22 protein-coding genes and 4 pseudogenes are annotated in these 22,690 nt (G+C 69.0%); 6 read left to right on the forward strand and 20 right to left on the reverse strand.

All coding sequences use genetic code 11. The features are described 5' to 3' along the window. Window positions 1–98: 98 nt before the first annotated feature. The 5 genes from OTB20_RS39505 to OTB20_RS39525 all read right to left on the reverse strand — a co-directional run bounded on the left by OTB20_RS39505 (window position 99) and on the right by OTB20_RS39525 (window position 3,430). A complete protein-coding gene (locus OTB20_RS39505) occupies window positions 99–356 on the reverse strand; it encodes a hypothetical protein (protein ID WP_267824748.1) in 258 nt (85 codons plus the stop codon). A gap of 459 nt (window positions 357–815) precedes the next feature. Continuing rightward, the gene (locus OTB20_RS39510; RefSeq protein ID WP_347124907.1) at window positions 816–1,154 is read right to left on the reverse strand and encodes a helix-turn-helix transcriptional regulator; all 339 of its coding nucleotides are present in this window, start codon (window positions 1,152–1,154) and stop codon (window positions 816–818) included. A gap of 2 nt (window positions 1,155–1,156) precedes the next feature. Next, a complete protein-coding gene (locus OTB20_RS39515) occupies window positions 1,157–2,155 on the reverse strand; it encodes a tyrosine-type recombinase/integrase (RefSeq protein ID WP_420716595.1) in 999 nt (332 codons plus the stop codon). Window positions 2,156–2,633: 478 nt separating this feature from the next. After that, a complete protein-coding gene (locus OTB20_RS39520; RefSeq protein WP_267824751.1) occupies window positions 2,634–3,002 on the reverse strand; it encodes a hypothetical protein in 369 nt (122 codons plus the stop codon). Beyond that, window positions 3,002–3,430, reverse strand: coding sequence for a hypothetical protein (locus tag OTB20_RS39525; protein WP_267824752.1), 429 nt, complete (start codon window positions 3,428–3,430; stop codon window positions 3,002–3,004). Before OTB20_RS39525 ends, OTB20_RS39520 begins: the two co-directional genes overlap by 1 nt. A 264-nt stretch (window positions 3,431–3,694) precedes the next feature. On the opposite strand from OTB20_RS39525, the gene OTB20_RS39530 reads away from it, so the two are divergent. Further along, complete coding sequence (locus OTB20_RS39530; protein WP_267824753.1) at window positions 3,695–4,975, forward strand: XRE family transcriptional regulator; 1,281 nt, start codon at window positions 3,695–3,697, stop codon at window positions 4,973–4,975. Continuing rightward, window positions 4,972–5,520 (forward strand): GNAT family N-acetyltransferase, encoded by a 549-nt coding sequence (locus OTB20_RS39535; protein ID WP_267824754.1) that lies wholly within the window; start codon window positions 4,972–4,974, stop codon window positions 5,518–5,520. Before OTB20_RS39530 ends, OTB20_RS39535 begins: the two co-directional genes overlap by 4 nt. Window positions 5,521–5,561: 41 nt before the next feature. On the opposite strand, the gene OTB20_RS39540 is transcribed toward OTB20_RS39535, so the two are convergent. From OTB20_RS39540 to OTB20_RS43015, 4 genes and pseudogenes are all read right to left on the reverse strand, one after another. Further along, complete coding sequence (locus tag OTB20_RS39540; protein WP_267824755.1) at window positions 5,562–5,825, reverse strand: 2'-5' RNA ligase family protein; 264 nt, start codon at window positions 5,823–5,825, stop codon at window positions 5,562–5,564. 9 nt (window positions 5,826–5,834) lie between these two features. Then, the gene (locus OTB20_RS39545; protein WP_267824756.1) at window positions 5,835–6,023 is read right to left on the reverse strand and encodes a hypothetical protein; all 189 of its coding nucleotides are present in this window, start codon (window positions 6,021–6,023) and stop codon (window positions 5,835–5,837) included. 311 nt (window positions 6,024–6,334) lie between these two features. Then, the gene (locus tag OTB20_RS39550; RefSeq protein WP_267824768.1) at window positions 6,335–6,511 is read right to left on the reverse strand and encodes a nucleoside triphosphate pyrophosphohydrolase; all 177 of its coding nucleotides are present in this window, start codon (window positions 6,509–6,511) and stop codon (window positions 6,335–6,337) included. 509 nt (window positions 6,512–7,020) lie between these two features. Continuing rightward, a pseudogene (locus OTB20_RS43015) lies at window positions 7,021–7,161 on the reverse strand (SAM-dependent methyltransferase); the annotation flags it as partial. 341 nt (window positions 7,162–7,502) lie between these two features. Here OTB20_RS43015 and OTB20_RS42645 point away from each other — a divergent pair. Next, window positions 7,503–7,673 (forward strand): annotated as a pseudogene (locus tag OTB20_RS42645) (transposase); the annotation flags it as partial. 31 nt (window positions 7,674–7,704) lie between these two features. Here the strand turns inward: OTB20_RS42645 and OTB20_RS39555 are convergent. The 8 genes from OTB20_RS39555 to OTB20_RS39590 form a co-directional block, all read right to left on the reverse strand. Continuing rightward, window positions 7,705–8,079, reverse strand: coding sequence for a roadblock/LC7 domain-containing protein (locus OTB20_RS39555; protein ID WP_267824757.1), 375 nt, complete (start codon window positions 8,077–8,079; stop codon window positions 7,705–7,707). Window positions 8,080–8,136: 57 nt separating this feature from the next. Next, window positions 8,137–8,703 carry a GTP-binding protein gene (locus OTB20_RS39560; RefSeq protein WP_267824758.1) on the reverse strand — a complete coding sequence of 189 codons (567 nt, stop codon included), beginning with the start codon at window positions 8,701–8,703 and terminating at the stop codon, window positions 8,137–8,139. Between the two features lie 31 nt (window positions 8,704–8,734). After that, entirely contained in the window at window positions 8,735–9,106 is a 372-nt protein-coding gene (locus OTB20_RS39565; protein WP_267824759.1) for a DUF742 domain-containing protein, read from the reverse strand. Next, window positions 9,103–9,612: a roadblock/LC7 domain-containing protein gene (locus OTB20_RS39570; protein WP_267824760.1), complete on the reverse strand. Its 510-nt coding sequence runs from the start codon at window positions 9,610–9,612 to the stop codon at window positions 9,103–9,105. The genes OTB20_RS39565 and OTB20_RS39570 overlap by 4 nt, the downstream gene beginning before the upstream one ends. Next, entirely contained in the window at window positions 9,609–12,035 is a 2,427-nt protein-coding gene (locus OTB20_RS39575; protein ID WP_267824761.1) for a nitrate- and nitrite sensing domain-containing protein, read from the reverse strand. The genes OTB20_RS39570 and OTB20_RS39575 overlap by 4 nt, the downstream gene beginning before the upstream one ends. A 606-nt stretch (window positions 12,036–12,641) precedes the next feature. Then, window positions 12,642–13,436 carry a CAP domain-containing protein gene (locus OTB20_RS39580; RefSeq protein WP_267824762.1) on the reverse strand — a complete coding sequence of 265 codons (795 nt, stop codon included), beginning with the start codon at window positions 13,434–13,436 and terminating at the stop codon, window positions 12,642–12,644. 332 nt (window positions 13,437–13,768) lie between these two features. Further along, the gene (locus OTB20_RS39585) at window positions 13,769–14,563 is read right to left on the reverse strand and encodes a LysM peptidoglycan-binding domain-containing protein (RefSeq protein ID WP_267824763.1); all 795 of its coding nucleotides are present in this window, start codon (window positions 14,561–14,563) and stop codon (window positions 13,769–13,771) included. A gap of 1,179 nt (window positions 14,564–15,742) precedes the next feature. After that, on the reverse strand, window positions 15,743–15,916 hold the full coding sequence (locus OTB20_RS39590) for a hypothetical protein (protein WP_267824764.1): 174 nt from the start codon (window positions 15,914–15,916) through the stop codon (window positions 15,743–15,745). Between the two features lie 268 nt (window positions 15,917–16,184). Between OTB20_RS39590 and OTB20_RS39595 the strand changes: the two genes are divergently transcribed. Further along, on the forward strand, window positions 16,185–17,405 hold the full coding sequence (locus OTB20_RS39595; protein WP_267824765.1) for a sensor histidine kinase: 1,221 nt from the start codon (window positions 16,185–16,187) through the stop codon (window positions 17,403–17,405). A gap of 280 nt (window positions 17,406–17,685) precedes the next feature. Here OTB20_RS39595 and OTB20_RS43020 read toward each other — a convergent pair. Both OTB20_RS43020 and OTB20_RS39605 read right to left on the reverse strand, forming a co-directional pair. Beyond that, window positions 17,686–17,863 (reverse strand): annotated as a pseudogene (locus tag OTB20_RS43020) (IS256 family transposase); the annotation flags it as partial. Between the two features lie 101 nt (window positions 17,864–17,964). Continuing rightward, entirely contained in the window at window positions 17,965–19,281 is a 1,317-nt protein-coding gene (locus OTB20_RS39605) for a beta-1,3-glucanase family protein (protein ID WP_267824766.1), read from the reverse strand. A gap of 1,192 nt (window positions 19,282–20,473) precedes the next feature. Between OTB20_RS39605 and OTB20_RS39610 the strand changes: the two are divergent. Further along, window positions 20,474–20,969: pseudogene (locus OTB20_RS39610) on the forward strand (IS21 family transposase); the annotation flags it as partial. A gap of 52 nt (window positions 20,970–21,021) precedes the next feature. Here the strand turns inward: OTB20_RS39610 and OTB20_RS39615 are convergent. Beyond that, on the reverse strand, window positions 21,022–21,774 hold the full coding sequence (locus OTB20_RS39615; protein WP_267824767.1) for a transposase: 753 nt from the start codon (window positions 21,772–21,774) through the stop codon (window positions 21,022–21,024). A 296-nt stretch (window positions 21,775–22,070) separates the two neighbouring features. Here OTB20_RS39615 and OTB20_RS39620 point away from each other — a divergent pair, with 296 nt between their 5' ends. Next, window positions 22,071–22,598 (forward strand): transposase, encoded by a 528-nt coding sequence (locus tag OTB20_RS39620; protein ID WP_267824769.1) that lies wholly within the window; start codon window positions 22,071–22,073, stop codon window positions 22,596–22,598. Window positions 22,599–22,690 lie beyond the last annotated feature (92 nt).

Raw genomic sequence — 22,690 nt, forward strand, 5'->3', positions numbered from 1 at the left:
CAGCGCGGCAGGAGCGGCTCCAGCCGCCCCCACTCCGCATTCGTCAGATCCCCTCGACCAACCACGCCAACCAGCCTGGCCTCACAAGCATGATCACGTCAGGAGATCCAGGAAACAGAACCTAGCCGCATGATCTCAGCCCGCTCCGCTTGTGGTCCGAGCCCGGCGCGGTCGAGGACTTCCGCTATCAGCGCCGGTCGGCGCGGCAGTCGAAGGATGGCGTCGAGGCCGACTCGGCGGGTCCCGGGAGGACGTGCGGTCAGAGCGTGGAGGCAGTCGGACAGGAGGCCGATGTCGCGGACCCACGGACCCCGCGCCTCCGCCGTCGCGTCGATGGCCGCCCGGACGGCCTCCATGTACATCCTTCCCTGCCTCACCACAAGGAGGGACGTCTGCCCGGGGATCGGCGGTGGGAACGAAGCAGCCTGTACTTCCTTTCGCTGCCGCTGCTGGATTCGCTCCAGTTGCCGCTGGTACACACGAGGCTGGCCGGCCGTTGACCGCAGCACCGCTGGGAGGATCAAGGACAGTTGCAGAGGCCGCGGTCGATCCGCCTTGGGCGGGCCCATTTCCCCCGAGGCGATGCGGCACTCCAGCGCACACAGGCGGCACGTCCCGTGCTGGTCGAGGGTGACCTCCCTCGGCCATCTGCAGTGGCGGCACCGTCCGACACCGTGGTTCGCGGGGTGCCAGTCAGTGCACGGCTGGCACACGCCCCGGGGGCGTACCGTGCCCCAGGCGCCGCATCTCCGACACGATGCAGGTCCCTGTTCCGCCCACCTCTCCCACTGCTCTCGAAAGCCCATGGCCGTGGTCTAGTTCGGCGGAAGCGACTTGCGGCCGGAGCCGCCGGGGCGGGGGACCGGCCGTGCCGCCTCGGACCCAGGCATGCCGCTCGCGGCCGCGCGAGGTGCCTCGTCCCGTACTGCGCGATGGGACTCCGGCTCCTCCTGCATCAGGTCCGCCACCGTGCAGTCGAGCGCCGCACAGATCATGTCCAGGTCCTCCAGCCGCACGGTCACCGGCTGGCTGCCCCACAGCGCAGCGACCTTGCTCAGCGACGGGGTGAATCCGACCTCCCGGAACGCCGCGAGCAATTGAACCGGCCGCCAGATGTCCCGTTGGGCAGCGACCATCCGCAAGTTCCACTTCACCTCTATGCCCTTCCCCTCAGCCGCTGAACAGCCCGGCGCGACGCTTCCAGGCTCGCCTTCTCAGGGTCAGCGCGAACGGACGAAAGGTACCCGACTGTGGTCGTTGCCCAGCGATGGCCAAGGATTTGCTGTACGTCCCACAACGGCATGCCGTCCTCGTAGTGGTGCGTGGCGCAGGCATGCCTGAGCAGATGGGGGAATAGATGCGTGACCGGGCCCCTCAGGTAGAGCTTCGAGGCTTCCCGCAGTGCGCGTCGAAACGCGTCCGGGCCCACCGGCGGGGCGATGGGAACGTTCAAAGCCGCCACCCCGCTGGGAAGCCGCTCGGATGGGAAGAGCGGGGCACCCGGGTCGCTCGGGTCGTCAGTGAACTCTCCGCGGATCTCCTCGAGATACCACCACAGCAGATCCCGGCCCTCTTGGAACATGTACGCCTGCCGCTCCCGCGGACCGGATCGCCGCGCACCCTTGCCCTGCACGACGAACCGCCCCCACTGCCCCAACTCCCAGTGAATGTCGCCGATCCGCACACCGCACAGCTCCGCCGCGCGCACCCCCGAGATGTACGTGAGCTTCGACATCACGTAGTCGCGGCAGGCCACCGGATACTTCCGCGCCATCGGCAGCTCGCTGCGCCACGCCGCGAAGAACTCCTTCACGGCCCGCTTCGACGGCGGGATTCTCAGGCCGAAGTCACCACGGTGAACAGGACGGTTGTACGGATCGACCGGCGACTCAACGGCCGCGCCGAACCGCCGGGCGATCTCGCCGGCGTACCGCTGCTCCAGAAAGTGGTAGTACCCGTCGATCTTCTGCAGCTTGCCCCGCAGTGTGGTCGACGCACGCTTGCCGACCCCAGCGAAGTACTGGTCCAGGTGTCGGGGCGTGACCTGCCACGGCAGAAGTTTGTAGAAGTCGCAGAGCTCGACGACTGGCTGTACCTGTCGGTGCAGGGTCGTCGGCGCCAGACCCGCTACGTCCCGGGCCCAGATGTACTCCATCAAGGTGTCCTGGAAGAACGCGTCCGCCTCGCCATCAGTGATTGTCGCGGCAGCCCGGCGCTGCAGGGTGACAACGTCCGCCAGACCGGTCCCTGCAGGAGGCAGTACGGGCTCTGTTGGGACCTCCTCCGGAGCCGGAGGGTGTACCAGCGTGAGCCAGCGACTTCCAGAATCTGCCACGGACAAGGAAATTACAGCAACTACTCGCAAAATATAAGAGTTACAGCTGAAATCCCACGCCATCGAGTGAGGTCAGGTTCCACGCCGCTACCTGCTGAAATGGGTAATCGCGCTAGCTCAGACGGCGAAGGAACCTGTCGGGACTCCACTACCTCGGCCACCTTCTGGCCGGGCCGGATGTTCGCCTGCTCCAGCATCATGGCCTGGATGCGCGGGGCCGATACCGAGCTGACGGCGATGCCGTGCTCGTCCCTCTTCGTGGCGACCGCCATCTCCACCGCGTACGCCTTCTCCGGCGTCATTCGGGCGCGAACCGGTGACGGGGGACCGTCGCGAACGTGGCCTCGACCGGCTCGCTCCTGATCATCCCGGCCTTGACCATGTCGCTGGTCATCGCCTGGCGCAGCGTGGTCGCGCTGTCGTCCGTCGTCGTGTCGCTCAACGTGCTTCCTCTTCGTCGTTGCTGGTCACCCCGGCTGCTGCCGGGACGCTTGGCGTGGGCCTCCTCCTCGGGTGAAGAGGCGGCCCGTCCCGCGGCGGCATGAGGGCTGCCGGTGATCTCGCCGTGGCCGATCACACCCAGGAGCTCGAGGCCGGTGGCGAGGGCCGAGCACCACGTCACGCCTACGACGGCCTCGGCGTCGATCTGTACTCGGTGGCGGCCCATCAGGCCGCCGCCCGAAGGGCCAGCCCCGACACCGGCCGGGCCGCCTCGGCACGGCCGTCGGCGGCGTACCGGATCAGGTGCTGAGCGGACTTGGCCAGAAGCCGCAGGCTCGCCACAGGGTCCCCTCCGGGGTCGGCGGCCAGGTCGCGGGCGTAGCGCACGGTCGCGAGGGCGATGTCGCGTGGCCGGGAATCGGCCATCGTGTGGGCGAACGCTTCGGCCGGGTCGGCGAGGGCCCGGATGCGGGTGCGCAGGCGGTCACGGACGGCGCGGGCGGCGGCCCCGGCCGGGCAGGCTTCGGCGAGCGCGAGCGCGATCTCCACATCCCGGGCAACCTCCCCCGGCGAAGTGAGCTGGAGCACCTGGGCTGGCGAGGTGTCGGGGGTCCTTGCGTGTGCCGGGGTGGTCAGGGTTGCCGGTCGGTGCATGTGCTCCTGAGTGAGGGTCGGGATAGACGCAGTGCGAACCTCGCCGTCTTCACGGGTGTAGACGGTGGGATGCCTCGTAGTAGGGGAGCGGTACCGTCCTTGGGCTTTCGATCACACCCTGTTCCTGCCTGGTACGGATAGGTAACCGCCCCGGCAGGGCGGCAGGATAGGGCGTTTCAGAGGGTCCAACACGGCGCTACCTAGGGCGGTTTGACGTCCCGTTTACCTGACAGTCGGCGCCTGTCCGAGCTACCGTGAGGCTGCATGGACGCAACGCAAAACCGTGCATTAGCGGCATGGATGCTGGAGAAGGGCTACAGCTCTCGCGAGCTTGCTGACCTGGTCAATCGGACCGTGGGCGAACTGACCGGAAAGCTTGGCGGCCTGGACGACTCCAGCATCCGCGCGTGGAGGTCGGGCCGGGTCCGATGTCCCAAGGGCGCGCAACTCGCAGCACTGGAGCTGATCGGCGGCCGAACCGCAGGCGCCTTAGGTTTCGTGCGCCGCACTCGCCCCCGCAAGTGCACCCAGGAGCCGTCCATGGAACGCCGCAATTTCATGACCACTGCCGTCGCCGTCGTGGCTGGTTCCGTGGCGACCGCGCCGGCCGCGGCCGCCTCGCCACGCCGGGTCGGCATGGCGGACGTGGCGCTCATCCACCAGCGGTTCGCGGACATCATCGCCTCCGACCACCGCCACGGCGGACAGCGAAGCATCGAGCAGCAGGCCGCCGAGCTCGCCGACGAGGCCCTCACCCTCCAGGCGTCCGGCTCCGCGTCACAGCGGGTCCGGGCCTCCCTCTACGGGTCGGCGGCGTCGTTTCGGTCATCGGCCATGTGGGCGGCGATCGACGGCCGCCGCTTCGACGGCGCCGTGGTCCACATGCGTGAAGCGCAGGCCCTCGCGGAGATGAGCGGAGACCAGGCGATCAAGTTCAGGATCTGGTCCCACGCCGGAACGATGTACCGGCACATGGGGCGTCCGGCCGAAGCCGCCGCCGCGAACGACGTGGCCCGCAACCTGTCCCTCACCCGCCGCGACCCCATGTTCGCTTCGCTCGGCCTGGCCCGGGGGGCGGCGATCCATGCGGCGGCCGGTGACCGGCGCGCCGTGCGGCGCTCGTTCGGGCAGGCGCAGGAGGCGATGTGCCGGGCGGACCGTTCCGAAGTGAGGCCGGTGTGGTTGAACGCGTTCTACGATGAGGCCGAGATCGACTCGTTGGCCCTGTCGGCGTACCTGTCCCTCGGCGACTGGGCGATGGCGGAGGCGCATGGGCACCGCTGCCTGGCCGGGCTGAGGCCGCACATGGTCCGCTCGAGGGCGATCACCACCACCCGCCTGGCGCGGGCGCAGCTTGAGCAGGGGGAGGTGGAGTCCGCGTTGACCACCGCAGTGCAGGTGCCAGCAGACGCCGCGACGGGACACCCCCGCGTCGCGTTGATGCTTGACCAGTTCGGGCAGCGCCTGCGGCAGGTCGCCCCCCGAAGCCGCCAGGCAGCCGTCTGGCAGGCGCACACGGTACGAATGAAAGTGAGCGCCCGATGACCCGCGCCACGACCCGCATAGCGCGGCACACCGCGTTCACGCCCGACCTGCGGAAGACGATCGGGGACGTGTACGCCCAAGTGCGCGCCGAGCTCCTCGACCATCCGAACTACCGCCTCGACGTTTTCTTCGAGTGCCTCGACCGGCACGCCGCCGAACCCGGGTGGGCCATCGCCATCGCCGCCGACGCCGATGGCGGCGCGGTCGGCTACACCTACGCCAACACGATCAGCCCCGGGGACCGGTGGTGGAAGCGGATGACGACGCCGGTCGTCCCTCGCTTCACCGCCCGCGACACTGCCGCCGTGAAGGAAATCGGCGTTATCCCCGCCTGGCGTGGTATCGGCCTTGCCCGGCAGATGCACGACGTCCTCCTCGAGGGCCGAGCCGAGCCGTACACGACGACCCTGATGGTCAACCCCACCGCTGGTGACGGGAAGGTCATGCGGCTGTACGAGGGGTGGGGGTATCAGGAGATCGGCGCAGTACAGCCGACCCCGGAGTCACCCTGGCTCGTATGCATGGGGCGCACCATCCGATCCTGAGACAACCGGATGGCCCACACCACGGCTCCGCCGGGCCTTTCCTACCGGCCAAGGGGAACCTCGTGCAGGACATCCCACACGTAGGCCCGCTCTTCACGCCTCAGCTCCACCAGGGACACCTGGTCGACGACCACCTCGACCGCGGGGCGCCCCCGCAGCTCCGCGACGGCCTCGATGCACTCGGCCGCGGCCCGGTCGCGGTTGTTGTAGGCGACGCCCAGGTGCGGGCGGAAGTGGGCGGTCGGCTTTCCTCCCGGCACCCCGGCGACCCGGCCGGCCTCGGAGAGTGCGCCGTGCAGGGCCACGAGCTCCGTTCAGGGGATCAGCGTGAACCGGACCGCCCCACGCGAGCCCGCCATCGGGTGCGCGCGCATGGTGAACGCCTGGCCGAGACCGTGCCGCGCGGACGCGGCGAGCGCGTCCAGCTGGGCAGGAGCGACCTCCGCCCGCGATCCGACCTTGGCCAGTGTGACGTGCAGCCCGTCCAGCGGCACCGGATCCATGCCAGCCCTTCCAATGCCGCCTGGCAGGAGAGGAGCGCGCCTCGCTGGTCAGCTCCTCGCTGGACGGCGTGAGCCTCCAGTAGTAGGCGCTGTGCCCAGGCGACCAGCCGGTTGCGTCCCAGTGATCCGTCATTCGCTAGATCCCGCTGAACGCGCTCCAGTCGGCATCCAGCACCGCCCGCTCGTCACCAAGCTCTCCCTCGATCACCAGCACCGCGGAACCCTCAGCGCCACATATCCAGCCTGCCAGGCGTGAGTCGCTTCCTCTGCTGAACATCTAGACCTGGCATCGGGCGATCGGCGGCCGCGGGTCAGTGGCAATTACCTGTCCAGACAATCCTCTTGGTGAATCCTCCTCGCTGTGAAGCCTTGGCTGCGCGGATATTCTCCAGCTGCTCGGGACTGACACCGAGGTCCGCCGCGAGCGCGTAGGCGACCTCAAGGATGTCCGCGAGCTCCTCAGGGGTGGCGGCCTCGTGCGCTTCCAGGTACTCACCGACCTCTTCGCGGAGCTTCGCCCGGAGCCGCTGGCGGTATTCGTCCGGATGATCTCAGGAATGTGGTCTCGTACCAGCTTGCCTTCGGTGAGTACGTACTCTCCCGCACCAGTTCGTACTGGGCCCCTCTGCCGGACGGGCCGTCTTGGCTGTTCGAGCCTAGGGATGCCGCCCTATCCGGCGTCGGTAGAACCACAAATCCCACCCGAAGCGACTATCCGGTCGCTCCAGGGGGAGGGAGAGGGCAGCTCTGCGGTGGTCTGTTTCAGCGGGGCTTGATGGCCACGCCGGCGTACGCGGCGGAGACGTAGTCGGGGACCGAGGTGAACTGGTGGTTTGCCTGGTGGCGGCCGGTGAGCACGATGCGGACTGGCCGCCCCAGAGGTCACCCCAGTCACCGAAGAGGCCGGCGACGGATTCCCGGCCGCGGGGACGGAAGGCAATGTCCACCTCGCCGTAGACGTGCCGGACCCGCTCGACCCAGGTCGGCTGAAGTCGGCCGTCGCGTGGGTGATCGACAGCGCACTGCCGGGCGGCAGCCAGTCACGGAGGCAGGCCGTGGCGTCCTGGACGTGGGCATCGTCGGGGACCCACCGGAGCACGTCGTGGACGAGGACAGCGACAGGCCGGTCTCGGGTCAGGTGCCCCGTACTGCAGTCTCCTCAGCAGGCGGGCCATGTCCGCGATGTCGGCGAGCATGACCTGCGGACGGACGGCAGCCGGGGCCTGGCCCAACAGGTTGCGCCGCTGGCCGACGACGTCGTGGTACACGTCTGCGTAGATCACCGACACGGAACGCCAGTGCTGTTGCACGATGTCGTGGGTGTTCTGCGAGAACAGGAGATCGCCTCCGCCCTGGGGCCGAGGAAGGGTGTACCCGCAGCCGATGTCCAGAACCTGCGAGACCCCCGCCGCGCGGCGAGGGCCTCCGTGATCAGCAGATGATGAATCCGGTTGATCGCACCCCTGAAGCGGTTCGGACCGCTGGACCCGCCTCAAGGCCGCCTGCTCGGCCAGAGCACCGAAATCCTCCCACCCAGGCCCCGGACGACCACCAGGCCGAAAGAACACCCAGCCCGCCCCGCGCTACGACGTGCACACAGTGCGTAAAACAGACGCAGCGAAACCGAAAACGAAGGAGCCCACGACTCCTTCCTCACCCACGCCGCAGGTCAAAGACCAAGCTAGGCTGGCACACCCTGCGCGTACAGCGACAGCTCGAAGCCCACGGCCCCGACGTCGCAGCCGGGTGTCGCGACGACCGCCAGGGCCCCGCCCCCCGCCGACGCGGTGACGAACAGGATGCCGCCGTCCATCTCCACCAGCGTCTGCACGACTCCGCCGCCACCGAGCAGCGCGGACCCGCCGGAGGCCAGGCTGGCCAGGCCGGTCGTGAGCGCGGCCAGCTGGTCCGCCCGGTCCCGGGGCAGTCCCGTCGACGAGGCGACGACCAGGCCGTCCTCGGAGGCGACCGCCCCCTCCTCCACGCCTGGGGTCCGGGCGACGAAGCCGGCGAAAGCCGCCTGAAGGTCGGCGGTCTGAGTGGCTGTGGTGTTCACTGGTGTTCCTCCGGATCGGTTCATGCGCACACGCGCCTCTTTCGTACGGGGCGGATCTCAGACGTGTGCCCCGGCATGAGGCCGCAGGGCCTGCCTGACGACCTCGATCAGCATTTGCTGGACATCGCGGCGTTCCCGCGCATCGGTGTAGAGCACCGGTACAGAGCCGGCCACGCCCAGAGCGGCGCGTACGTCCTCCGGGGAGTGCGTGGGCCGCCCGTCGAACGGGTTGAGGGCCACGGCGTAGGGCAGCCCGCAGTTCTCGAAGTAGTCGACGGCGGCGAAGCTGTCCTCCAAACGCCGGGTGTCGGCGATGACCACGCCGCCCACCGCGCCGCGCACCAGGTCGTCCCACATGAACCAGAACCGGTCCTGGCCGGGCGTTCCGAACAGGAACAGGACGAGGTCCTCGTCGATGGTGATGCGCCCGAAGTCCATCGCGACGGTGGTCGTCCGCTTCTGCGGGGTGTGGGTCAGCGCGTCGACGCCCTCCGATGCCGCTGTCATCACAGCCTCGGTGCGCAACGGCTCGATCTCGGAGATAGAACCCACGAACGTGGTCTTGCCGGCGCCGAAGCCCCCGGCGATGACGATCTTGGCACTGGTGGTCAGGCGGCTGCCCATGGTATTCACTCGCTTCTTCTTCGGGAGGGCATCAGAGGCGTTCGAGTCCGTGCAGCACGCGTTGCAGCATGGCCGCGGAGGCACCGCGTTCGTCCTGTTCGTGGACCCGCACCAGGCCGCTGTCCGCCAGGTCCGCGACCAGGATCCGCATCACGCCGATCGGGATACCCAGGACTGCTGAGATTTCCGCCACCGACCGCGGGTGGGCGCACATCCTACGGATCTGTTCGTGCTCGGGCATCAGACTGCGGTGGTCGCGCGCTTCCGTCGCGGCCTCTACCAGCGTCTCGAGCCGCAGCAGGCGGCTGGCCTGGGTGCGGCCGCGGGTCAGGGTGTAGGGCCGCGGCCCGAAGGCGTCCGCCGCCGTGGTCGGGCCATCCGGATCCTGGTAGGCCGCGGTCATTCTGCGGCTCCGGGTTCCCGCGGCATCCGGTGCGGCGCCTCGGCCTGCGCGACGGGGAGCGGGTTCCGGTGTGCGGGGGTCAGTACCTCGCCGCACTGCCGAGCGAGCCGGGACATGTGGTAGCCCGCCACTCCCAGATCGCAGTGCGGTGAGGCCAGTACGGCTAGCAGCGACCCGTCCGAGACCGCCATAACGATGATGGTGCCGTGGGCCATCTCCACGACCGTGCGGGAGACCCCGCCCCTGCCGAGCAGCTGGGCTCCACCAGTGCTCAGGGCGACGATCCCGCTACTGACGGCCGCCAGTCGGCTAGCGTCGCCCGCGATGCCGGCGGACGAGGCCAGCAGGAGTCCGTCGGCCGAGACCACGGCTGCCGACCGGATGCCCACGACGCGCTCGGTGAACCGGTTGACGATCCAGTCGAGGCTCTCCGCTGCGGGCGGGGCGGGGTCGGCGGGCTTGCGGGCGGACGCGGACGCCGGAGCGGAACCGGGAGTGACGTTCATCCCTGCCCCCTCTCCCGGGCCTGCGACAGGTCCTCGTCCTCGGCGCGGGTGATGCCCTGGTGCAGCGCACCAAGCCGGTTGCGCAAGCGCATGGACGCCTCGGAGAACCCGGGGGAGGGCATGGCCGCCTCGGGGTGCAGCGGCGGCGTCGACGGCGCCGCAGGACCCTCGGGCACCTGCGTCTCGATGCTTCCAGGCTTGAGTCGGGCCATCGGGACACGGCGCGGCAGACCCGCCGTCGCCGCCGCCTCGGGCACGGTCTGGTCCGCGGCCGCCGTCTGGTGGCCGGGCGCCGTCGGTTCGTGGAACCCGTTGTCCTCGGCATTGACCCGACCGCCGTCGCCGGGGAGGGTGAGCGGGGGAAGCGCCGTCGCCGACCATTCGGCCACCTGTCCGAAGTCGGGGGACTGCGGAGGCCGGAGCCGGCCCGGGCCGGCTCCGGGACCGGGACGCCGCGGCGGGCGCGTCCGTGCGTCCAGCGGGGCCACCGACTCCGCCATGGGCTGTTCCTCCTGCCGCGGGGCGGATTCCCAGGCAGGGGATTGCGCGTACGGGGCTTCCCCGTGCGCCGCCGTGCGCCGTGCAGGGACGCTCGCGTCCGTGACCGGCTGTTCGGGCAGTTGGACGGCGAGCTCCTGCGGCAGGATGACGAGCGCGGAGGTGCCCGGTGCCGCGGTCCGCAGCCCGACCTCGATGCCGTGCCGGCGGGCCAGCAGGCCTACGACGTACAGGCCCATGTGCTCGGACGCTTCCGGGGCGAGGGCTTCACCAGAGACGAAGTGGCCGTTGGCGAGGGCCAGCCTGTCGGCGTCCATCCCGATGCCTTGGTCCCGGATCTCCACGAGGATCCGGCCGTCGGGCAGCTGTTGAGCGCCGACCTGCACCTCCGTCTGGGGGCTGGAGAACATCAGCGCATTTTCCAGGAGTTCGGACAGCAGGTGTGCCACGTCGCTGACGGCATAGCCGCCCACGTACACCGGCGGCAGGGCGAGGTGGCCCACCCGCTCGAACTGCTCCACCTCGGACATCGCGGTGCGCAGTACGTCCAGCAGGGACATCGGCCGCGAGGCCCGGGACATGCTGTGCCCCCCGGCCAGGACGAGCAGGTTCTCGCTGTTGCGTCGCATCCGGGCCGCCAGGTGGTCCAGCTCAAACAGCCGCTTGAGTTGGACGCCGTCGTCCTCGTTCTGCTCGAGCGCCGTCAGGATGGACAGCTGCCGCTGGACGAGGCTCTGGTTGCGGTGCGAGAGGTTGCGGAACAGGGTGCTGACCGACTCGCGCAGCCTCGCTTGGTCGCCCGCCAGCCTCACGGCCTCGCGGTGCACGGCGTCGAAGGCCTGCGCGACATCGCCGATGTCGTCACGGGTGGTGATCCCACTCGGCGGGACCCGCAGGTCCACACCTGCCAGCGGGTTGTCCTGCAGGTCGCGCATCAGCTGCGGGAGCCGGACCTCGGCCACGTGCGTGGCGGCTTGGTGCAGCCGCGTCAGCCCCTGTGCGATGCTCCGCGACACGGCGAAGGCGAGCCCCAGGGCGGCGACCAGCAGGCCCGCCGTGATTCCCGCGTCAAGCCGGGCCTGGGTGATGGCGTCGTCGTACTGGGCCTTGCTCTGCGACACCAGGTGGTCGGAGACCCCCAGCGCCAACTTGTCGAGCAGCTGGACCCTGGTGCCGAAGTCTGCGTACCAGCTGCCGGGCAGGGCCGGGGACTGCGCCAGCTTCTGCGGGGCCTGAAGGATCTGCTGCAGTGCCTTCTCGGCGTTCTGGGACTGCGGCGATTCCTCGCTCTTGGCGAAGGCGGCGCGGTCGCCAGGAGGCGCGGCCATCGTAAACTCGCGCTGAGCCATGTCGCGGATCTTAACGGTGGCCAGCAGCGAAGCCCGCTGGGTCGGCGTGAGCTGGCCCTGTGCCTCGGCCTGCGACATCAAGGCCCGTTCGCTGGAGAGCATCGACGTGCTCAAGGAGAGGGTGTAGAGGCCCCAGCCCTGCGAGTGCGACTGGGCCAGCTGCCCGTCGAGCTCGTTGTCGATGCTCAGCAGCGGCATGATCAGGCTGAGGTAGCCGGTGTCCGTCGCCGAGCCGGAGGCGCCCTCGTCGGCTGCCGCGCGGATCCGGGGAAACGTGGAGAAGGCCTCCTTGACCGCCGCGAGGCGGGTCTTGAGCTGGCCGGTCTGCGACAGCTGCGCGCTTTCGTCCAGGAACCGCAGTTCCAGCTCCGACGTCTGCTTCCGCACGTCTGCGAGGCCGTTCCCTCCGGCTGCGGTACGGGCCGCGGGGTCGATGGTGACATCGCGCTCGTGCTGGAGTTGCTGCACCAACGAGGTTGCACTGCGCGCCAGTTGGGCCACCTCGTGGAACTGCTCGTAGCGTGCCGCCACGTCCAGTGAACTGTTCACCCGCAGGCCGCCCAGCACCGTGGCCACGATCAGCGGGATCGCGATGACGGCGAAAAGGCGGGTGCGTACGCGCAGGTCCCCCAGACGGGGGCCGCGCCGGGGACGCCGAGGCGCCTCTGCCGTTGCGGGTCCGACCGACGCCGGCGCCGGGCTGTCGTCCGTTGTCCGGCTTCCGGCTCCGGCCGCCGAGCCTGCCGGATCCCGCGCCGGCCCGCCGGGCCGGCGCGGGGGAGCCTTGCGAAGCCTGAGCCGGCCTTCTCGCTGCACGCGCATGTGTGTCACTTCCGCTTGCTCGTAGCCTCCGACGGCCGGTTCGGCGCGTCTGGAGCGGACAGCCTCTGCCGGGCTGGCGGCGGAGGGGGGACCCGCCGCGTCGCGGGAGTTTCACACCGCGGAACTTGGCGAGGTCACCTGCTTTGACCGTAGGTGGGCGGCCCCCGCCGGGGGACCAGCCGGTCATGGGAGAGGACCGGGGGAGCGGCCCGTCCCCCGATCGGACCACGGCCGGATCCGGGCGCACACGCGGACTGCTCCGCACACCAGGGCAGAGCGATCTGCGCAGGTGGCGGAGCAGCGGGGAGGACGGCGCGGGGCCGCCGATCGGACCGGTGGGAGAGCGCGCGGCCGACGGGGCTACTTTCCCAGGAGGTGCGCCCACCAGATGACGACGGGGTTGGTCGTGCTGGCCACGCCCATGGTGCGGAAGGCGGGGTCGAGCAGGTTGGCCCGCCCGGTGGGGTCCTTCAGCCAGTCGTTGACCGCTGCCTGCGCACCGACCTCGTTGCGGCTGAAGCTCGCCACGCTCGCGTCCGTGCTTGCGTCGGATGAGCCTGCAGGCTGCCCCGGCATCCCCTCGACGGTGCCCGGCTGGCCGGATTCGGCCGGCAGGGCCTTGACGGCCTGCTCGGCGCGCGCGCCGAGATTGGCACTGAGCTTCAGTGGGGGGCTGCCGGCCTGTGCGCGGGCCTTGTTGACCAGGCGTAGGACCACGGCGGGGGAGGTGGAATCGAGCTCCTTCTGCAAGGCGTTGAGGCGTTTGATTTCCGCAGCCGAGGGCCCGGCCGGGGAGCCCTGCGAGCTGTCGCCCGCAACAGCGCCGACGGCCCGCCGGGCCGTCCCCGTGGCGCCGACGGCCTTCCGCTGTGCGTCCGGTGCCGGCTGCGCGGCACCGGACGGGCGCGGAGCGGCGGCGGGCTTCGCGGCCTCCAAACGGTCACGGCCGTCCGCCGGAGCCGGGCGCGCGGCTCCGGCGTGCGCGGTCCGCGGAAAGGCCTCATGCAGGCCGGGGTGTGCTCCGGCCGGTACGAGGGCGGCTGCCAGTGCACCCACCCCGGCCGCTGCCACCGCGACGGAGGCCACCAGGCGTGCGCCGGTCGGCAGCATGTGGGTCCCCCCGGCCCTGACTGCGGAGGTCTTGTGGCGTCCCATGAGCTGCCCTTCCTGACTGCGTGGACCGTCCGCTTGGCCGAACGGGTGCCTCTGTCGAAAATGTAGGTCGCCGGTCGGTGCCAAGGCGCTGGGGTGAGGAGGCGCGGTACGCCTGTCGGCCGCTCCCCGGACCGGATCGGGTCCGGCTTCTGCCTCCCGGTACCCGGGTCTCGTCAGTCCTGCCATGGCCGGCGCGGGGTCTCGCGGCGATGCCCAAAGGTGTCGTGCGCGTCGTTCTCCGCGAGTCCCGGTGTGACCCCAGCGCGATCCGGGCTGCCCGGCCTCCGGAGTACTCTGCGTGCTCCAGGAGGCGGGGGGACCGGTGCCGCGTGCTAGTAAGGGCCGTTCACGTTGTCAATGGAACCGTAGCGGTGCGCGGCGTAGTTGGATGCGGCCAGAATGTTGGCTATGGGGTCGTGCGGGTCCGTCGATGTTCCGGGGACGTGGTAGGCCCGGAAGGTCGGGTCGATGACCTGGAGCAGTCCCTTCGACGGGGTGCCCTTCTGGGCGTTGATGTCCCAGTTGTTGACCGCCATCGGGTTGCCCGAGGACTCCCGCATCACGTTCCGCTTGATGCCCTCGAAGGTGCCGGGTATGCCGTGCTGCTTCATGAGGTCCAGCGACTGGTTGATCCAGCCGTCGACGTCGTTCCCGTGCGAGGCGCGCGGCTGTGGGGAGCGGTCCGGTGCGCGCTCGGCCTTGGCTTGGGCCTTAGGCGTGCCGTGCGCCGGCGCGTGGCCGTCCGGGACGGCCAGGACCTGGCCGGGGTGGATGAGGTTCTGGTTGGTACCGATGACCTGTGCGTTGTCCTGGTAGAGCTGCGCAGTGCTCACTCCCTCTTCACTCGCGATCGCGTCAAGGGTCTCCCCGTGCTTGACGACGTGGGTGCGGTGCTTGGGTGCGGCCTTGCTCGTGGCCTTGGCCTTATCCTTGGCGGTCGCAGCTTTCTCCTGCGGGCTCGCCTTGTGGGCTGTCGCCAAAGTGGTATCGGTTGCGGGCGCCTTATGCGGAGCGGCGTTGGCGGCACCCGCGGCGATAACGGGAAGGACGAGTCCGGTTCCCGCGACGACTAGTCGTCGCTTGACCGGGCTGTCGCTAGGTCGTCGGTGCTTTCCGTTGGACGGCATGGTGATTCCTCTCGGTTGCCGGCTGCGTAGGTCAGATCCGCTCGGACAACAGGTTTGGGCCCGAGTCCTGTGCGCGGCTTTCCCGCTCCTGCATGGGATAGGGGGTTGGTTCTCCGGAATGGATCGCCGAGTCACCGGTCAGTGCAGGTGGATTGACCGTAGGCAAAGGGCAGTCGCGGCGACAAGGGCAGGCCCAGGGCCTCGGCGGCACCAAGGGGAAAGCGAACGGGCAATGCGACGGAGCGTCAGATGTGACGATAAGTTAGAACCGTTGAGGTGACTCGAAAGCGCTCCGGGCGACGACTGTGGCCCCGCATGCACAATGTGACGCAGAGCACAGTCCGATGGGTGGCGTGAGCTCCTCTGATCGGAGGAGCGAGAACCCCCCGGCAGCGAAGCAGCCTTAGGGGCCTGCGGCCTTGGAAAACGGGCCGGACTGCGGTACGGCGCCACCCGCACGAGCCGGGCCGCGTCCTCTTCGCCGGCGAGGCGCAGCACGACCCGATCGGCCCGGCCGCTGCAGGACCGTGCCGGTTGCGACGTTGCACGGCCGTGGCGCGGCCCCAGCGGGAGCACCTGACCGCCTTGGCCCCGCGGCCCTCGGCGCCTCGATCCTGCTCCTGCGCGGTCCGCCCGGGTCCTCCCAACAGCGGGAAGACGACGGCGCTGCGCGCCCTGGCCCAAGGAACGGCGGCAGTGGTGCGACTTCGAGTACGTTCTTGGCCCCGAGAACCTCTGCGGACTCCAGGACCCTGCTCATAAGGACCTCCAGCGCAGACGTCCTCGCGCCCGTCGAGCTCGACGCGGCCGAAGCCGGTCGCCTCACCTTCCTCACTCTGCGCCCGACCCGTGCGTGCGGCTGCCGTTCCCAGGCCCGCGACAGGCGCCTGGCCTGGCCGGGAACGGCCAGCGCGGCGGCGATCAGCTGGGCGAGAGCCTCCGAGCCGATTGAGAAGTCCGGACGGCTCGCGGCGCCGCTCACGACGGACTGGCATAGCCGACAAGAAGGGCCGCCCGCGGGCAGCCCGCCCTCCTCGTAGACCGTCGCGGGGCCGTAGGGACTCCCCTGCCGGGGGGAGACCATCGGGGGACTGCGGCGGAGCCGAGCCCCTACAGGCCGAGGACCAGGGCCCTGCTGAAGCGGGACTGACACGAAAATGCCCTCCGCGGTTGAGCCGGTCAGGCTGTGATCGGTTCGAAGCGGACGGTCATTCCGAGGCTGTTGGCTTCCTTGATCATGCGGCGCATGGCGCGTTCGGGATCGCGGTGGGTGAAGTGGTCAGCACCGAGTCCTCGATAGGGCGTGTGGTCACGCAGGGCGTGCCAGATGGGGATGGGGAGCTTGTGCATCACGGCGGCCAGTGCCCGCTGCCTCCCCGTCTGGCCGCCAGTCGGCGGAAGAAGGCGCCGAGGTAGTTCGTCTGTCCCTACCCGCGGCTCCGGTCACACACCGCATGCGGTGCGCCGCATGCGCCACGAGGCGCGGCGGGCGGCCGGGGCCGATAATGGCAGGGTCTGACCCGGGAGGTTCCACATGGCGCCCATCCACGGTTCGATCCGGTTCTCACGGCCTTCCTTCAGGCGGACGGCCAACCTGCCCGGGGCCTCCGTATCGGCCGTGGTGCGCGATCACGCCTGGCTTGCCCTTCGCATCCAAAGCGCGGTCCGGATCGGTATCACCATCGCGCTTTTCGTCATGAACATGACCGTATTTCCGCCGCGCGACCACGTGGCGCTGGTCTATACGATCATGTGGTGCTACGCGGGGGTCAACCTGCTCCTCATGACGGCGCGTTGGGCCCGGATGACGCCCATCGGCGCCGCCCTCGGACCGGTGGTCCTAGACCTCGCCGTGATCACCACGGTGCTCATGCTCTCGGGCGGCTTCCCCGAGGACACCTCGAACTACATCACGCTCTTCGACGACCTCTACTTCCTTGTCCCGATCCTCGCGGCATTCCAGCTCTACCCCTACGTCACGGCCTTCGCCGGCGTCGTCTCGGTGGCCATCTACATCACGGCGGCGGTCGCGGCAGCGCCCGCGCCCGACTGGGTCTACCTGATCACGCACGCCGCATTCATCGCGATGGTGTCGCTGTGCTGCGTGCTCTTCTCCGATGTACAGCGGTCCAGGGTGTCGACGATCGCCGACCTCGTCCGGCAGCGGTCAGTGCTGCTGGGGCGGGTGATCACGCTGGAGGAGGACGAACGGCGGAAGATCTCGGAGGTCCTCCACGACGGCGCCCTTCAGAGCGTGTTGGCCGCGAAGCTCGACGCGGAGGAAATCAGCGAAGCGGGGCCACGAGAGGACATCTCGGGCTGCCTGGCGCGACTGGAGGGCGCACTGGCCGACGCCGCCCGCCAGCTCCGGTCGTCTGTGACCGAGTTGCACCCCGACCAGGTGGAGCTGGCCGGTCTGGAGCGCGCCACGCGGTCGCTGTTCGAGGAGGGAGCGGCCCGCGGCGGCTTCGAGGTGGAGATTTCCTGTCGGTCCACCGGCCCCACGCCGGTCGACGAGTTGCTTTACCGCGCCGCCAGCGAGTTCCTCTCCAACATCGTCAAGCACGCGCGGGCGGACCGGGTCGTGGTCCGACTGGACGTGACCGCCGAGCGGGCGAGGCTCGAGGTAGTCGACGACGGCACCGGTATCCCACCGGGGCAGCTCGCCGCCAGGGCCGCCGAGGGTCACATCGGGGTGTCGTCGCAGCGTGTCAGGGTGGAGGGGATGGGCGGCCGGTTCACCCTGAAGGACGCCCAGCCGCGCGGTACGGCGGCGATCATCGAGCTCCCGGTGCCGCCGACGGACGGCAGCCAGTGCCGGTCGGGGGCCGGCGGTCGGTGAAGGCCGGCAGTCGGTGGCACCGCGAGGTGGGAGTTCCTCGTCGCCGTCGTGCCCCTGCCGATCCCGGGAAGTAGGGGCTCTCCCACAACCCGCTCTGCCTATTCTGCGCGGGAGACGCGGAAGTTCACGGCAGACCCGGGAAAGCTCCTCCACGCGCGGCCAGTCGAAGAGGCCAGCCGCATGGCCGTCGGCCGGGGTCCTCGTTCCAGTTCTTGACCCAGTGGCGGATGTCGGCTTCGAGGGCCTGCACGTTCTTGTGTGCGCCTCGGCGGATCATCTGGTCCAGCGCAGACTCCAGCACCCGCCGGGTCAGCTCGGCCAGCAGACCGCCCTCCCCGGTCAGCTTGGCCCCATTGGCCTGGGCGCGGGCCACCAGCTCGGCGACCAGCCCGTCCCACACGGCGTTGGCCGCACCCACAACGCCTCCCCGCCTCGATGTCACTCGTCACATCAGTCATCAACTGTCGCTTCCAACTGGGGAGTTACAACATTCACCGTGCAGACCCGCCTGAAAATGCCTCAGCCCTGCGTCCCCGGCACATCAGGCTGTTTTTGCTGTTCAGTTGCCGATGGCGAGAGCGAGGCTGGTCGGTGCGTCGCGGTTGGGGAGGATCATCACGGAGCTTTGGCTGTTGACATCGTCGTACGCGAAGCCATAGGCAAGGTGGTCTTCGCTGATGCTGTGGAAGAAGGCGGCGTACTTGTTGTACGTGCCGTCCTTGTAGTAAGTACTGGCGTCGTCCCAGATGTCGGGGGCGTTCTGGCTGATCCCGCGGTTGAATGCCGCGCACAGCTGCACCTCCACGGATTTCTCCAGGTCACTGCCCTGGGCGAGCGATCCGCTGCAGGCGGCCACGTCAGGGGTGACGGGCATGCTGACGGTGCCTTTCTCGCCGGTCGGCTGGCCGTTCACCTCCTCCCTGAATACGAGCTGTGTGCCAGCGCCCTGTGTGCCGCCCACATAGACACTGGTCCCGACGGGCAGCCTGAACTTGCCCTCCCCGTCCCAGCGCTTCCACGCGTCCGCGACCACGGAGTCAAAGTATTGTGAGGCCGCCCCGCCGGGCCGGAACGCCGGTGCCGACCGTGGTGCCGTGATGTGCGTACCGCCGGGGCTGACCAGGGATGCGAATGGAGTCCCGGCGGTGTATGACCTGTATTCGTCTATGACCTGTCCGGCGTCCCTGCCCTTGATGCCGACGGTCTGGTCGAAGCCGGATGAGTCCTGCTTAAGCTCTGCCGTCATCGGGAGGGAGAATCCGTCCACCTGGGTGGTGTTGCCGCCGAACGCGATCCTTCCGTTATCGAAGGTGAACTCGAAGAAGTCGTACGGGTTGCCTTGGTTGGGATCGGCCGGGTTGTTCAGGTCCGGCTGCACGTAGCCGGTGTCGCTGGGCTGGCCGGCCGAGTCGGTGGACGAGGGCATGATGAGCGGATCCTTGGAGATGAAGATCCGGCCTCCTTCCAGGTGCGCGGGAACGGTCACCCGGGCGGTGCCGCCGCCGCCCGTCACGGTACTGAGCTGGAAGGACATCCCCTCCTTCGGCTGCCTCGTGACGGGAAGCACGCTGCCGTCGGGCCCGACGAAGGAATAACTGCCCGGCGTCTGTTGCCCGACGATGGTGACGTAGTACTGCAGGTCTCCCTTGATCTCCAGCGGGAATCCGCCGCCTGTGACCGGCATCCGGGGCGCCGCCGCGACACCGCCCTGAGCCCCGACAGCCCCGGCACCCGTGGGAGCATCAGCCTGAGCCAGCGCGCTGCCCCCGAGCGAGATCACGGGTGCCGCCAGCAGAAGCGCGACACGGGCACAAACATGCAGAGGAACACGGCTACGCCACGCGAAACTCCGACGGGCATCAGAACGGTTGGACATGGCATTTCCTTCGGAGAGTGGTCCCGCCCCGGAGGGCAGAAGTCTTTTCAAACCTCCGGCTGCCCGTGCACTGAGGGCCGGCCCGGCCGGTGCGCAGTGCCGAATCTTTGTGTCGCCGAATCTCATCTCTAGAGTCATGCCGTAACACCGTGCAATTTTTGTTCAGTTATTACGCGTGGCACCACGTGCAAATTCGCCGAGCGCGCCATTGTGCGTAGCATCTACGGGGATCTGTCGAGGTAGCCAGGAGAGCATGCCTGCCTGAGCCGGCATTAGCATCGCGGACGCTGCGCGATTCCCGAGCCTGAGGTGGAGGACCTCGGACAGGTCCTGCTGCGCCGGAAAAACTTGTCGCCACTTGTCCTGAGCCCGGCCCTATGGGTGGTCGGATGTCCCCCAGCCGACGGCGACCAGCAGGGGCCTTACGGCGACGAGGGTCGCGATGGCGGGATGATCGCGGTCACTGGAGCATCGCGTCTGTGAGACCGAGTTACTTATGGCCGTTCTGAGGATTCGGTTCGAGCACGGGACATATGGATCATTCTCGCATGCCGTATTCGTCACCGATCACGCGGAGCCGCCCCGCCCCTCCATCAAAGCACTACCGCAGGCGGCGTCTTGCTTTAGGGCTGATTCGTAGTCATGGCGCCTGAGAACGAGCAGGTCGTCGTAGTGGTGTGACGAACCTTCGCTCCGGAAGTTCCGTACGCGACGGAGCTCCGATGTGCCGCCAGTCTGCCGCGTCTGTCTGATCAAGTCACCCTCGCGTGAACACCGTGAACTTCGCGGCACGGCGACCCGGTCGGCCGTCCTGCCGGGTCCCGTGACCGGCGCGAACGGCGTCATGTCCTTGCTTCGGTACTCCTGTGCCGCCGCGTGCGCGGTCATCAAGGGGCCGAACGTGTTCCAGTAACACGAAAACAAACACATACCAGCCGCGCATACCGGGACAGACCACCCGTCTCCGGTATCCATGGAACACGCGGTCCCGCTCGTATCCCGGGACCGTGCCCGGACCGGCCCCGGCCGGCGAACCGCCCGCCGTCACAACGGAGCCGCACCCCGGAAACCCCTCCGGTCCGGGTACCGGGCCCGGCCCCGGGCAGCGGAACGCCTCAGGAGACCGGGGACCGCGTCCGGGACCACACCAGGCCCACAGCTGTTGTGTCCGAGGGGGTAGAGAGGGGCGGCTGTGGTTCTGGACCCGCAGCGGTGGCTGGAGCTCCGGGCGTTTTCGCGGTCTGGTGGAGTCCGGCGCGATGAGCGTGTCGGAGGTCGCCAGGGAGACCGGGCTGAACTGGCGGACGGTCAGTAAAATCTGTCGGCCGAGGGGGCCGGCGGGGGCCGCCGCGGCGACCGGCGAATGGCCAGACACACAAGCGGGTGATCGACGAGGTGGCGCCTCTGATCGATGCGATGCTGAGGGCCGAGGTCTTGATGAAGGCCGCGGTGATCCACGAGCGGCTGGCCAGGGAGTACGGGTTCACCGGCAACTACCAGCGGGTCAAGCTCTATGTTCAGGAAGCCCGCCCGAGGATCGCCGGGGAACTGGGCATCACACCGCGGGAGCTGGCGGGAATTCACCGCCGGTTCGAGGTGATCCCAGGTGCCCAGGCTCAAGGGGACTGCGCGACGAGGGGAAGATCCTCGCTCACATGGGCATCGAGAAGGTCTACTCCTTCCACATGGGTGTCGGCGTACGACCTAAGCTGGCTCTGCCAAGATTTTCGTAGGCAGAGATCATCTCGGTGACACGGTCGGCCGGTCCGCGTAGTGGCGGCGGAGGCGGGCGATCAGGACGACGCGTTGTCGGAGGAGTTGAACGCTGGCGCGGCCTGCCATGATGCGTTTCTGCAGTTTGACGTCGGTGATGCGGCCTTCGTTGACGCCGGAGTTGTGAGGGGTAGCGATGCCCTGGGCGACGGCGTGCTGGTCTTCGTGCAGTGCTCCAGCCAGGCCGGCAAGAGGGGCCAGTCCGCTGCTCGCGAGGTCCTCCAGCCAGCCTGCCAGGGGTGTGACGTCCCGGTTCTCGAGCATGGTGGCGAACTGTCGGACCAGTTCATGGGTGGTCTTCAGCTCAGGGCAGTGCTCCAGGAGCCGGGGCAGGCGGTCGTTGATGTGCAGGTTGCGGCGGCCGGGGTGGGAGATGATCCAGCGGGCGACTTCGCGTGGTGAGGGCGGTCGCTCGCGTGGTTCGTCCAAGGGCAGGCCCTTGCGTAGGGGTGCGATGGCCATTTTCACGCGCTGGTAGTGGCCAAGATAGCCCTTGGTCTGGAGTTCTTCGTGCAGGATTTTCGCGCTGTGCTGTCCCTCGTCCCAGCGTTGTTGCAGGTAGTCGAGGTACGGATCCAGCGTGGAGGGCTTGCGGGGCGGGCGGCGCATCACTTCCTGCCAGGTCCTGGCGCACGCGTACTTGCGGACCGTGCGGCGGTCCAGGCCGAGCTCCCGTGCCACCGAGCTGTGACTGCGGCCGGTGCGGGTCAGAGCGTGCACGGCCTCGAACAGCGCGCGGGCGTGTTGCCCGGCCCGGGTATCGGCCCCGGCGTTCTCGGCTGCTTCCGCGACCGATGCGGGTGCGGCCTCGCCGGTGGCGGGCAGTGCTGTGGGCAGGCAACCGCGGTGGGGATGTACACCTGATTGTGTGAGTGGGTGGTGGTGGGTCTGGATGGTCTGGTTCCTGCCTCATCAGGGAGTAGCAGGCTGTGACGTTTATTCAGGTAGCAGAGCAGTATGACGAGCGGGACCGGGACGGCGGGGCGTCGGGCCGTCAGGCCGCGGCCGCGGAGCGGTTGGCGACGGTGTTGTCTCCGGAGACGATCGATGGGCTGGTCGCGGATGCGAGGGAGTCCGGGATGGGCCTGGACGGCGCCGGCGGGCTGCTGGGGCAGATGATGAAGGCCGTGCTGGAGCGGGATCTGCGGGTCGAGATGGCCGATCACCTGGGCTATGAGGCCGGGGACCGGGTCGGCCGCGGCTCGGGGAACCACCGCAACGGCAGCTTCGAGAAGACGGTGACGACGACGGCCGGGGACATCACCGTCGACGTGCCCAGGGATCGCAACGGCGAGTTCACGCCGGTGGTCGTGCCCAAGGGCCGGCGGCGGCTCGGGCAGATCGACGAGATGATCCTGTCCTTGTATGCGCGCGGCATGTCGACCCGTGACATCACCGCCCACTTGGCCGAGGTCTACGGGGCCACGGTGTCGCCGGCGTTGATATCCAAGGTCACTGATGTCATCGCGGACGAGGTGATCGCGTGGCAGAACCGTCCCGTCGACGAGTGGCGGTTTCCACCGGTCGTTGCGAATCAGCAGTAGGCCAGATCTCTTGACCAGCGTCTCATGGACTCGGCGGGTGTCCGGTCTCCGAGGACGAGGCGGGGGCGTGCGTTGAGCTCGCGTTCGACTTG

The organism is Streptomyces sp. H27-H1 (genome assembly GCF_026627445.1).
GTDB lineage: Bacteria > Actinomycetota > Actinomycetes > Streptomycetales > Streptomycetaceae > Streptomyces.